Genomic DNA, 12157 nt, shown 5'->3' on the forward strand with positions numbered 1-12157 from the left:
CAAATGCTCTATACGGTAAAAGAACTTTCAGAACTGGCAAACGTAACGATAAAAACCCTTTATCATTATCATAAAATTGGCCTTTTACTGCCATGCAAGGTAAGCGAAGCCGGATATCGTCTGTATGGCATAAAAGAACTGGAACGATTACAGCAGATTTTATTTTACCGGGAGCTCGACTTTCCCCTCAAAGAAATTAAGCAAATATTAGACGGTGAGCCGGATCGGTTATTAATTTTGTCTGGCCAGAAAAAGCTGCTTCTTTCACGCATGCGGAGATTAGAGCGCTTAGTACAGACAATTGATGAGTCGATTAGTCACACCGCGAAAGGAGAAGTTATGGACAAATCTGCAATGTTTAAAGGCTTTGACAGTAAAGAAGAGTGGACTGAGGCGTTATCCGAACAAAATCAATATTTAAAGGAAACTTACGACTACGATTTGCTTAAGGAAAATTCAATTGATGTTCAATCAATGAATGAATCGGCAATTGAAGCTAAACGTTTTATGAACGGAATGGCTCAAGGACTTAATGACGGATTAAAGTTCGATGATAAGAAAGTGCAAACACTTATTCATCAGCACATCAACTTCTTAACTCATCATGGCCACGAGACAACTGCCGAAAGCTTCGCACAAACAACACGATTTTTTCTAAATGATGATTTTCACCGCAACATGCTTGAGGCTCAAGCAACTGGACTTTCCTATTATCTTTGTATTGCCGCTGAAGCATTTGCATCTAACTATTAATTTTTTTGTTATAAAACAGGGCGTCCAAATTAAATTGGACGCCTACGTTCATTTTAAATTTCGCATCATTCAATTTTTGTCACAAGGTTGCTCTACGAGGCAGGCAATACGATGCGATCATATAGATAACAATAACTGGTATCGTCCACATCATAATATAGAAAACGGAATGATAACTTAGCCAACCTAAAATATTTCCCCACCATTGAAAATACGTACATAGGAACCCTATGATGGTGAAAAATAGAAGGGCAGCGATGGATAAAACATACATGCCATTGCGGCCAAAACGCTGCAACAAGCTGCTTACTGTAAAGCCTAGAAAACACATATGCATCATTAAAATAAAAGTGATTAACAGCTGTTCGATGGCTGGCCCATCACTCAAATAAGGTAAATGAAAAAAGTGTAATTTCACACCCCACCATCCAGTCAATTGTTCCACTAATGACAGCAGATACAACGCAAACGCGATAACCGCGCAGACAAAAATAATCAGTGTGGAGAACAAGCCAAACCGTAAAACATGAAAAAAAGATCAAGGGAGACCCCTCAATCTTTTCCTTTGTTATTCTTATTTCTATAAATCAGCTTTTTTCAATACCTGACTGTTATTTACCGAATGTCCCGGTTTTACAAAAAACATGACTAGCGCACCAATAAGAGTGACAATCGATGCCGCGATAAACATAGCCGAATAACCGTAATCCATAACTAGAACACCTGTCAAAGTCGGCGCGACGATCGCCGCTATGTTTGAGAAGAAATGCATAAGGCCGGTATAGGTTCCGGCTTTAACCGTTTCGGTATCAAGGATGATAATCCAAAACAACGAACTTGGCAGGAATGCCAAAGCATTGCCAACCGCCATAAGCGTTAAAACAGCCCATGGGCTGCTTACAGTTGGAATAAGTACAAAACATACTGCTGTTAATATTAATGAAACGACTGTTACACCTGACCTGGCTATTCGAAGGCTCCCTGTCTTCTGTAGAAGGATATCGGAAATTTTTGATCCTAAAGGGAGCGTGAAGCAAGCGCCTATCCATGGAATCATGCCTAAATACCAAAGAGATTGCAATTTAAAATGAAAGACATCCTGCAAATATTTTGGCGGCCATGTTAAAATCAAAAAATTAATATACTGAAAGGTAAAATAGCCAATTGAAATCAATATCATCGTCCGGCTTTTAAAAAAATGATACCAAGGAACGTACGGTTTGTTAGCTCCGTCATTTACTCCTGAAGATGGCTTTAAATCATCTGACGACTTAATTTTTTGCAATTCTTCTTGAGATACTCGCGGATGGTTTTCCGGCCTATTTGTAAAAATTTTTGCCCACATCATTGCCCAAATAATTCCCAAGGCTCCAAGGATCACAAAGGCCATTCGCCATCCGGCTAAAGAAATCAATCCTACAGAAACAGGCGCTGCAATGATTGCGCCAATCGGCACACCGACACTTCCAATCGAGAATAAAAAGGCTTTTTCCTTTGGCGCCGCCCAGTTAGCAACTGTACGGTTAAGTGTTGAAAAGGCCGGGCCTTCCGCAAAGCCAAATAAAATACGAAATACAGCAAATCCCGCTAAAGCAGAACCGCCGAATAAAGCCATTCCAATATTCCCGGCATAAATAATGCCAATTTCAAAGATAGACCAAGCGATAACAGCCGTCAGCCATACAAATTTAGGTCCTTTCTTATCGGATAAGGCACCGCCCAACAGCGCACCAAACATATAGCCGTAGCCAAAGTATCCTAATATTTCTCCCCACTTTACGGGATTGAGGCCATATTCTTTGATAATAAAGGACTGTGAATAAGAAATGGCTCCACGGTCAACAAAATTGATGATCGTGATAATCATAAGTAAAATCATTATAAGATAGCGATATTTTCCCCTCATGGCTTCTCTCCCCGAATTATTAATTTTCGTAATATTATTATGATTATAGATTATGATATTGAAATGAACAAGGTCATCGTTTGTTCCAATCATAGAATAAACTTTAATTTTGAAACTATGAATGATTCCACTAGATTAGATCACTATATAAATTACTATTCTTTTTCATTTAAAGAAAAAAGGCCAACTAAACATTATATTTAGTCAACCACAATGAATTTCACTAATATTTTAGCAATATTAAAAGTATATTTAATAATCTAGATTCTAAATTTGTTCCCTTATCTTTGCATTTTCATTATCTTTAATTTCATATGTTGTAAAACGATCTGGGGCTATATTAGCCTTTACTTTCATTGCTACCAAGTATACGGCACCTGATGCAAATAAGGTCTGAATAGCCGGAAGACCCAAAGTATAAATATACTGTGTATAACACCCAACAAAAATTCCAATAACAAGCGCTATTGTCGCCATCCAGTTCCAACCGTTATTATCTGCCCATTTACGTTTACGAAGTAAAAAGAAATCTGTCATCATAACACCGGCTGCCGCTGAATATATTAAAGCTGTAAAATTAAGAAATGTTGTAAAGTAATCTAATATACCAGCTAAGGCAAGTATAATAGCAATTAAAGTCCCTATTAATGTTAAGATAGAACGCCCCTTGCTTGAATTGATATTTAACATATTTGCAAAGGCTAATCCCATACTGTAGTTATTAACCAATTGACTTGTCCAGGTTGCTATCCACAAAATTAAAAAGCCCCAAAATGGGAAACCAAGTCCTGTCATTACTTTTACAATATCTGCGTCACCAACACCAACTGACATAATGGCTCCGACGATAAACAAAGGGAAGCCAACAGCAACAATACCAAGCGGAATTAAAATATTATCTTTTTTCGTCGGTTTAGCGTATCTCGTATAATCTGCAGCAATGACCCATTGCGAAACATTTGTGCCTATAACCAGGCTCATCGCCGCCATAAACGTCATTGTCGTCTTAGGATGCCATGATATAATCGTTTCCCAGCCTGTATTTTTTAGAGCGAGAAAAATCCCTCCAACAATCAATAAAGTCCCCGCTGGGACAGCTAAATAATCCGTCCACTTCATTGATGAATAACCAATAATTGAAGGTAATGCAAACAAAAGTCCAACAATTACGGTAATAAAGGCCCATTCAAACCATTGGTGTTCATAATGAATACCGAGCATTGCTGAAATAGCGTCACCAGCCACAGCGGTTTGGATCGCCCACCACCCCATTGAAACAATAAAAATCATGAGTCCAATAATGAACCTTGCTTGGTAAGCCCCAAAGCTGGATCGTGCAATCACTGATGACGAACGTCCAGTTTTTGCGCCCATATATCCATTTAAAGCATTGCCAACCCATTGAATAATAAGGGCAATGACAAGTATCCAAAGGATTTTAATTAAGCCGAAGCTTCCAGCAAGTGCAGCACCAGCCATTAATACAGGTATCGTAAATTCTAAACCCCCAAAGATAACAGCAGGAGTAAGCCAATGCTGACGTTGATCTAGTGGTACAGCTGAAAGAGCCTCATCTTTTCCAAAAGCATTGCTTTTCTTTTTACCTTCCATACTCTTCACCTCTTTTTAGTAATAGCCTTATGTTTATTGAAACATAAGGCTATTTGATAACAAGACAGTGACAGCACGCTCAAACTTTATAAGAAGCTTACGCTTGTTTTATATATTAATTAAAAATTTGAAATTACTTATTTTATTCTTACTGGTAATTCTCCTTCTACTTTAAATGTGTCAGGATTAATGATAACTCCAAATTCTTTTTTAGCTTGATCGATTGAAAAATATCCGTTTTTCACGTCTCTTGCAACCTTTTCAGCAGGGCGATGATAAGGATTTCCATATCCGCCTCCTGTAGCAGTTACAAGTTTTACAACATCGTTTTTATTTAAAACATGCCTGGTACAAATCCCATATGGCCCATCCTTATGTCCATCAGCCTTTTCAAAGTATATGTTATTTGGAGAACCATCTTTTCCTCCTGCAAAGCCCCACGGCGCAAAATCATGGTGACCGTAAGTGACTGTGAGTTGTTGATGATCAGTTAATGCACGATAAGAACGTATTACGCCTGCACCACCAATATACTCTCCAGCACCTGCTCCGTCACAGTGTAAAGAGTACTCGTCAATCATAACGCCATATCTCGTTTCAGCAACCTCTACAGGCACATTATAGGTTTCACCATCTGATACACAAAACTGCCCCCGGGCGCCATCTTCACCTTGTCCTGCACCCCAGCCACCTACAGATGGCTCAACAATCAAAAATGGTTCATTTGTATCATGATGATTCCCCGCTAACGTCACAGAGCATACCGACGCTAAATGCCCGGCATTTAGGCGATCCGGAAGAACTGGAGCAAGCGCCTTCCATACTAAATCAATCGCTGCAAGCATGCTTTCAAAATAATTAGATACAGGCGCGGGACGTTTAGCTGATAAAACAGAACCTTGGTCAGAAATAATTTCTAGGGGACGAAATACACCATCATTTACATCTTGTGAAGGATTTGTCACTGCCAAAAATATAGTTCTAACCGCTGATGCAAGTCCTGTATAAGAGCAGTTAACAGTCCCAGGTACCTGAGGATGACTTCCGCGAAAATCACAAATAAATTTATCATCCGTGATTGTAATTTTGACTTTTACAAGGAATGGGCCATTTCCTAATCCATCATTATCGATATACCCTTCCGATGTGAAAACACCTTTTGGAAGCTTTGCCAGTTCCTTTCGGGTGAGTTGCTCCCCATGATCTAGCAAGCTTTCAATTGAAGTTAGTACGACGTCCTTACCATGCTTATCACATAATTCTTTTATACGTTTTTCACCAGTACGTAAAGCAGCCACTTGCGCCCACATATCTCCTAAAGATAATTCCGGAAATCTTACGTTAGACTGAATGATTTCAACTAATGCCTGGTTAATCTTCCCCTCATCAAATAACTTAACACAAGGAAATTGTAAACCTTCTTGAAAGATTTCTGTTGCATCATTTGTAAATGAACCCGGATCCTTTCCGCCAACCTCTGTCCAGTGAGCCTTATTAGTTGAAAAGGCAATAATTTCCTCATCATAAAAAATCGGCATAACAAGGCCAACATCGGAAAGGTGGGAACCGCCGCCACCATATGGATCGTTAATAATTAAAATATCACCCGGTTTTAATTCTCCTTGTTTACCGAATTTCTCTAAAGTTTGTTTAACCATAAAAGATAACATACCGATAAAGCCTGTTACACCATTTCCTTGTGTTAATAACTGGCCCTTTGCATCTGTTAAACCGCTTGCATAATCCAACACTTCATAAATAATCGGGCTCATTGATGTTCTAGCCAAAGCATAAAACATTTCATCACCAGTGGCTACAAGCGAATCTTTAACAATTTCCAATGTGAATGGGTCAATTTTGGTACTTGTCTGAAATACCACTTTATTCAACTCCCGTATCAATGATTAGATTGCCATAGTTGTCGACTGTTAAGGATTGTCCAGGATATAAAACAGTTGAAGCAGAAGTTTCTTCAACAATAGCCGGGCCATCAATATTTACTTTTGGAGACAGTAACGAACGATTATAAATATTCGTTTCCAGCCATCCTGTTTCCTCAAAATAGACTGAACGCTTTTCTTTTAAAGCTTTATCTGCAGATTCACTAGATCCAGATAATTGTTGTAATGTTGGCTTCTCTATTTTCCCTAATGCAGTTAAATGTAAATTCACAATTTCAGTTGGTGAACCCTCAAGTTTAAATGTATAACTCTTTTCATGAAGCTCATGAAACCTTCTAATTACTTCATTTAAGGTTTCTTGTGTCCACTTATCATTCGGAACAGGAACTTTGACAGTATGCTCCTGCCCCAAATACCTCATATCAGCAAATCGGCTGAAAATCACTCTTTCTTTTGCAATTCCTTCACCATTGAATTGTGAAAGGGCTTGTTTCTCAAGATTTTCCCACTCTTTATTTAAATCGTCTAAGTCTACTTTATTAAGACGTTTGATATGTGTTTGAATATAATCGTGGCGTAAATCCGTCATAAGCATGCCCCATGCAGAAAATACTGAGGATGCAACAGGAACAACGACTTTCTTTACACCAAGATCTCTTGCCAGTGCAGGTGCATGCATTGAACCCCCGCCGCCAAAGGCTACTAATGTATAATCTCTTGGATTATGCCCTTTTCTAACTGATATAAGCTTTAAAGCATTAAGCATATTAGAATTTGCTATTCTAATAATACCAAGCGCCGCTTCCTCTACTGTGATGTTATAATGCTTAGCCACTTTTTCTTCAATAGCATGTTTGACCGTCTCTAAATCAACCTTATAATCAAAATTATCTTTGGAGAGACGGCCAGTTAATAGGTTTGCATCGGTTGTCGTCGGTTCCGTTCCGCCTTGTCCATATGCAACAGGTCCAGGCACAGCGCCTGCAGATTGAGGCCCTACTTTTAAAGAACCCGCCTCATCAATCCAAGCGATAGACCCGCCGCCATTACCAATTTCAACAATATCAACAACCGGAATTTTAATAGGATAGCCGGCATTTCTTTCATTTTTTTCAATATAATAATCAGTGGTTACTTTAACCTCACCTTTATTAACAAGGGAACATTTTGCAGTTGTTCCCCCGATGTCAAATGCAATAATATTTTCTTCTCCAATCATCTCACCCAAGACGGCTGCTCCATAAATACCTGCTACCGGACCAGATTCAACCATATTGATTGGTGATTCTTTTGACTGAGTAAATGTTGTCGTTCCTCCGTTAGATTGCATGATATAATTAAAGCTTTCCGCTCTATTCTCATGCAACTTAGTATCAAGCTTATTAACATAAGAGACTGCAATTGGTTTTACATAAGAATTAAGAACAGCTGTACTCGTACGTTCATATTCACGCCACTCTTTTGTCACCTCGTGTGAAGCAGTAACAGCAACATCAGGCCACAATTCTTTAATTAACGTCACAGTTTCTCGTTCATGAATTGGATTTACATAAGCATGCAGATATGAAACAGCAATAGCCTCGACTTGTTCCTTTTTAAAATAAGTAATAATTTCTTTAATCTGTTCCTTATTTAAGGGAGTCAGAATTTCACCTTTGTAATTCAACCGTTCTTCGATTTCTTGGCGAAGATGACGTTCTACAAAAGGTTTTGGCTTATTATATCTAACATTAAAAAGATCAGGCCGATTGCCTCTTGCTATCTCTAATACATCCCTAAATCCTTTTGTTGTGATCAAACCAGTTTTTACACCTGTTCTTTCTGTTAGCGCATTTATAATAACAGTGGTACCATGTATAAAAGTTTTAATTTCTCTAACGTCTATGTTGCTTTTCCCAATCACATCTATGACTCCCTGTTCAAAATAAGGAGGTGTTGTATGACTTTTAGCAACGCCAATTTCACCATTGTTATTAACATAAACTAAATCTGTGAAAGTACCGCCAATATCTGTTGCAACTCTCATATTGATTCCTCCTGGTATTAAAAAATAACGGGTGTTAAGATAGAAAGCACTATGGATTCTTCATTTAAAGGGTTTTCTGAAGTATGAGGCAGATTAGAGGGAAAGTGAATTGAATCTCCCTCTTTAATAAAATATTCTTTTCCATCAATATGAAAAAGGACTGCCCCTTTTAAAACATAATAATATTCTTCTCCAGGATGGCTGAACGTTTGCGACTTTTGATTTGGTGCCATTGTCACCATAAGGGGCTCCAGTAATCTACCCGTAAATTCACCATTTAATCGGACGTAAGTTGGTTCGGAACCTTCTATTTTAAAAGGCTTTTGATCATCAGCTTTTGAAACATATTTATGGTTAGAAATATAATCTTCAAAAAAGTAATTAATATTGACTTCAAATGCATCAGCAATTTTTTTCAAGGAAGTTATCGCTAAGGAGGATGTACCCCTTTCAACTTGCGAAAGGAAACTGGCTGATAGTTCAGTCCTTTCACTCAAGTCCTTTAGTGTTAAACCTTTCTTTAATCTTAAATCTTTAATTTTTTTATGAATATCATCCATATTAAACCTCCCTTCTAAAAGTTTAATATTTTATCTAAAAATGCAGTACCACTTACTTTTTTATAATATATCATATTTTATTTAAAATTCAAACTAATCTTACACCTTAAGTATTCCTAGATAAACAGATTGCATTTAAATCTTTTTAAGGAAATAAAAGTTTAATAGAAAAGGTTATATCCAAACTTTTAATATCTAATCTCATTTGGGGGCTCAATCTGCCAAAAAAATTAGATTATGTCAACAAAAGCTGAATTATATATAACCAAATTAACAAATCATCCTATATATTTTTCTAATATTAAGTTATAATTACTTAAATTATTAATAAATGGTGCTGATTTTAATGATTGTAAGATTTTCTTTCTTATTTAAAAAAGCGAATGCGGGAAGAATGCATAGGTAATTGCCGGCCTTCTTTCATTCGTGTTCATCTCAAAACACGGGTAACATTTAGGGGGGTAAGAATTGATCATTACTATTCGTACTGAAGAGAAAAGCGATTACGCAGGAATTCGCGAAGTGAATAAACTTGCCTTTGATAATAGAACAGCGGAAGCAAACTTAGTTGAAGCTATAAGAAAAACAGAATCATTCATTCCCGAACTGTCATTAGTTGCAGTTAAGGAAGATAAAGAAATGATTGGACACATCCTGTTTAGCCTTATAACAATTGAAACTGACGGAAAAGATATTTCAACATTAGCACTTGCCCCAATGGCAGTGAAACCTGAATATCAGAATCTGGGTGTTGGATCTAAACTTATTACTGAAGGACTAAAAGTCAGCAGGAATTTAGGTTATCAACATATCATTGTTCTTGGTCATCCAAAATTTTACCCGAGATTTGGGTTTGCCTCTGCTAAACAAATTGGAATAGAAGCGCCTTATCCGGTTCCCGAAGAAGCATTTATGTATCTTGAGCTTGAACCTGGATCACTCTCCGGAATAACCGGAAAGGTTAAATACCCGCCAGCTTTCGATATAGTATAGCAGTATAGCAGATCCTAAAATAGACGGTCGGAGAGTTCTTCGACCGTCTTATTCTTATCACCATGAAAACAGCGCTCCCCGTCGGTCCTCCACAGCTTCGTTGTAACAATATTTTTCAAGCATACTTTTCAAAGGTTTTATCATTCAATTAAGTTAGTTAACTCTTGTTATCTATGTTTGCTTTCATCAAGTGTGCAATTTGCCTTTCATCTTCTCTGGCGCACTTTTCCAGATGAGATACGACTAACTTTTGCCGTTGTTCAGGGTGATTTTGACTTAACTTTGCCTTACCTTCAATTTTATCAATTTTTATTTTAAATCCTGCAACTCCTTTTGACATCCCATCTATAAAACGAGAGTCCACTTGGTCCAATTTATATGAACTATTCGGATTTTCGTATTTCAGTACTAAATCACGTAAGGAATCTATCAATTCATTACCGTCTATCATTTCAACTTGTCCGTAAACATGAACAGATACATAATTCCACGTTGGAACTGCTCTATTGGTTTCATACCAAGAAGGAGAGATATAACAATGCGGGCCATGAAAAACTGCAAGCACCTGCTGATTCTCTATATCTTTCCACTGTTCATTGGGTCTTGCAAAATGGCCGTACAAGCACCCCTTTTCTTTATCCAAGGTTAAAGGCAAGTGTGTTGCATACGGCTGGCCTTGATGTTGAGAAAATAGCGTAGCAAAGCCATTTTCTTCAATAATGTCATAAATCATTTCTTCATCATTAATTTTAAAGTGCTTCGGGACATACATTTAGTTTGCTCCTAACTTACTAATATTTTGAAGAGCGTTTCTTTAATAGAAATATCATTACGGAAACTAGCATTTAAAAAATTACAATTATAATATACATTAGTCACTTATCTTAAATCGCCTCAGCATTGAAAACATTGGATAAATCGTACTATGAATCAAATTCCATAACATTTCCAGAGCAAAGTATGCCATCGCCAAACTCGATAATGTAAAGATCCCGCGTAAAAGCTTCTCTCCAATAAATTTCCGCGACCAAGCGACCAACGCAGATATGCCAACACACCACGCAAAAGCTCCGGCGGCAAAGCCAACAAACAGGAACACCAGCTTATCAATTAACGGCATCCCTGTAATATGGGCTGCAAATCCTCCGCCAATCCCGCCCCAAAACGCAATGCCAAACGGATTGGCAAGTGAAAACACAATCCCCGTCAAAAAATCCCGTTGTTTCTTAGTTTCTGATTGAGTCAAATCAATGGGTTTACGAGCATCTAAAAATGACATCCATGCCATTCGGAGCAAAAAAGCAGCTCCAGCAATCCCCAAAATGATTTGTACTGCCAAAAAGTGAAAAACAAGTGCCACTCCCGTTAACCCGACAACAGCCCAAAGCAAATCACCTAATATAGCTCCAAGCTGCACTGAGAAGGATGGCATAAATCCGCATTTTAATCCCCTGCGTAACGCTTCTGTGTTGACCGCTCCAGGGGCTGCACTGTAAACAAATCCAAGAACACAAGCCGTTATAATTAAACCAATCATTCAAACAACCCCTCCCGTTGCTTGCGCATCCATTGAGCAACTTGAACTTCTTCTTGTTCATCTGATTTTTCAAGTTCCGTAACGATTCTTTTGTAATCAGTGTCCTTTCGATTTTGGCTCATTTTAGCTGCGGCTTCAATGGAGGTAATTTCTATTCTGAAACCAACAATGCCTTTCATTTCGCTCTCAAGCAACTTAGGATCGAATGTATGCCATAGCCGCCCGTTTTTTCGGTGAGCCTCGTAACGGTTGAGCAGCATATCCAAATCCGATTTCAACTCATCCCCAGTAAGAATGTGTGCTGTTCCATAGGCATGCACGGCCAGGTAGTCCCATGTAGGGACCTCTTCAACCGTATACCAACTTGATGAAATGTAAGCATGAGGTCCTTGAAAAATGAGTAACACATTGCTATTATTGTCCAAAGTTTTTTTCTGCTTGTTTCCATATGCAATGTGCCCAGTCGCATAGATTTTCCCTTCATCTTCACAAATTTCCAAAGGAATATGCGTCGCTACGGGACGATGTTCATCAACAGTAATTAATAAGGCAAACGGGTAAGATTTCATCATTTGAACTGCCTCGTCATGATCCATACGATATCGCTTAGGAATGTACACAATAATCATCCTTTCAACCGAAATTTGAATTTTTAAAAATATGAGCATTGAAAATAAATATCGGTAAAGAAAACTTGTCGATTGGCAAGCCTGAAAGGCGTAGACAGAGGCTTAGCTGCACTTATACTTAGAACTTAAAATTGGCCCCTACGTCGAATCGACAACTCTGTTACCAATTTATACTTTACTAACGTATAAAGAAATAATATTATACAAACTGACATGAAAAAAGGTACAATAATAAACAAAT

The 12157-nt window shown here is 38.0% G+C and carries 11 protein-coding genes; 2 read left to right on the forward strand and 9 right to left on the reverse strand.

The features are described from left to right. Window positions 1-3: 3 nt before the first annotated feature. Window positions 4-753 carry a MerR family transcriptional regulator gene (locus ACFQRG_RS12540; protein ID WP_380966453.1) on the forward strand — a complete coding sequence of 250 codons (750 nt, stop codon included), beginning with the start codon at window positions 4-6 and terminating at the stop codon, window positions 751-753. A gap of 79 nt (window positions 754-832) precedes the next feature. Here the strand turns inward: ACFQRG_RS12540 and ACFQRG_RS12545 are convergent, their stop codons facing one another. From ACFQRG_RS12545 to ACFQRG_RS12570, 6 genes are all read right to left on the reverse strand, one after another. Next, window positions 833-1171, reverse strand: a complete 339-nt coding sequence (locus ACFQRG_RS12545; protein ID WP_380966455.1) for a hypothetical protein — start codon at window positions 1169-1171, stop codon at window positions 833-835. 162 nt (window positions 1172-1333) lie between these two features. Further along, window positions 1334-2659 (reverse strand): MFS transporter, encoded by a 1326-nt coding sequence (locus tag ACFQRG_RS12550; RefSeq protein ID WP_380966457.1) that lies wholly within the window; start codon window positions 2657-2659, stop codon window positions 1334-1336. A 267-nt stretch (window positions 2660-2926) separates the two neighbouring features. Beyond that, on the reverse strand, window positions 2927-4270 hold the full coding sequence (locus tag ACFQRG_RS12555) for a purine-cytosine permease family protein (RefSeq protein WP_380966459.1): 1344 nt from the start codon (window positions 4268-4270) through the stop codon (window positions 2927-2929). A 137-nt stretch (window positions 4271-4407) separates the two neighbouring features. Then, a complete protein-coding gene (locus tag ACFQRG_RS12560; RefSeq protein ID WP_380966461.1) occupies window positions 4408-6150 on the reverse strand; it encodes a hydantoinase B/oxoprolinase family protein in 1743 nt (580 codons plus the stop codon). 1 nt (window position 6151) lies between these two features. After that, on the reverse strand, window positions 6152-8197 hold the full coding sequence (locus ACFQRG_RS12565) for a hydantoinase/oxoprolinase family protein (RefSeq protein WP_380966462.1): 2046 nt from the start codon (window positions 8195-8197) through the stop codon (window positions 6152-6154). A gap of 17 nt (window positions 8198-8214) precedes the next feature. Then, window positions 8215-8757, reverse strand: coding sequence for a helix-turn-helix domain-containing protein (locus ACFQRG_RS12570; RefSeq protein ID WP_380966464.1), 543 nt, complete (start codon window positions 8755-8757; stop codon window positions 8215-8217). 468 nt (window positions 8758-9225) lie between these two features. Here ACFQRG_RS12570 and ACFQRG_RS12575 point away from each other — a divergent pair, with 468 nt between their 5' ends. Further along, the gene (locus ACFQRG_RS12575; RefSeq protein ID WP_380966466.1) at window positions 9226-9750 is read left to right on the forward strand and encodes a GNAT family N-acetyltransferase; all 525 of its coding nucleotides are present in this window, start codon (window positions 9226-9228) and stop codon (window positions 9748-9750) included. 157 nt (window positions 9751-9907) lie between these two features. Here ACFQRG_RS12575 and ACFQRG_RS12580 read toward each other — a convergent pair whose 3' ends face one another. The 3 genes from ACFQRG_RS12580 to ACFQRG_RS12590 form a co-directional block, all read right to left on the reverse strand. Further along, window positions 9908-10522: an FMN-binding negative transcriptional regulator gene (locus tag ACFQRG_RS12580; RefSeq protein WP_380966468.1), complete on the reverse strand. Its 615-nt coding sequence runs from the start codon at window positions 10520-10522 to the stop codon at window positions 9908-9910. Window positions 10523-10621: 99 nt separating this feature from the next. Then, the gene (locus ACFQRG_RS12585; RefSeq protein WP_380966470.1) at window positions 10622-11287 is read right to left on the reverse strand and encodes a LysE family transporter; all 666 of its coding nucleotides are present in this window, start codon (window positions 11285-11287) and stop codon (window positions 10622-10624) included. Continuing rightward, window positions 11284-11907 carry an FMN-binding negative transcriptional regulator gene (locus ACFQRG_RS12590; protein WP_380966472.1) on the reverse strand — a complete coding sequence of 208 codons (624 nt, stop codon included), beginning with the start codon at window positions 11905-11907 and terminating at the stop codon, window positions 11284-11286. The genes ACFQRG_RS12585 and ACFQRG_RS12590 overlap by 4 nt, the downstream gene beginning before the upstream one ends. Window positions 11908-12157: the final 250 nt, after the last annotated feature.

Origin of the sequence: Scopulibacillus cellulosilyticus, assembly GCF_042665295.1 — a bacterium.
In the GTDB taxonomy this organism is placed as follows: Bacteria; Bacillota; Bacilli; order Bacillales; family Sporolactobacillaceae; genus Scopulibacillus_A; species Scopulibacillus_A cellulosilyticus.

Bases quoted from the DNA above. Each gene is read 5' to 3' on its own strand.
- ACFQRG_RS12570 (WP_380966464.1), bottom strand. From the start codon at position 8,757: ATGGATGATATTCATAAAAAAATTAAAGATTTAAGATTAAAGAAAGGT.
- ACFQRG_RS12550 (WP_380966457.1), bottom strand. From the start codon at position 2,659: ATGAGGGGAAAATATCGCTATCTTATAATGATTTTACTTATGATTATC.
- ACFQRG_RS12585 (WP_380966470.1), bottom strand. From the start codon at position 11,287: ATGATTGGTTTAATTATAACGGCTTGTGTTCTTGGATTTGTTTACAGT.
- ACFQRG_RS12580 (WP_380966468.1), bottom strand. From the start codon at position 10,522: ATGTATGTCCCGAAGCACTTTAAAATTAATGATGAAGAAATGATTTAT.
- ACFQRG_RS12540 (WP_380966453.1), top strand. From the start codon at position 4: ATGCTCTATACGGTAAAAGAACTTTCAGAACTGGCAAACGTAACGATA.
- ACFQRG_RS12565 (WP_380966462.1), bottom strand. From the start codon at position 8,197: ATGAGAGTTGCAACAGATATTGGCGGTACTTTCACAGATTTAGTTTAT.
- ACFQRG_RS12555 (WP_380966459.1), bottom strand. From the start codon at position 4,270: ATGGAAGGTAAAAAGAAAAGCAATGCTTTTGGAAAAGATGAGGCTCTT.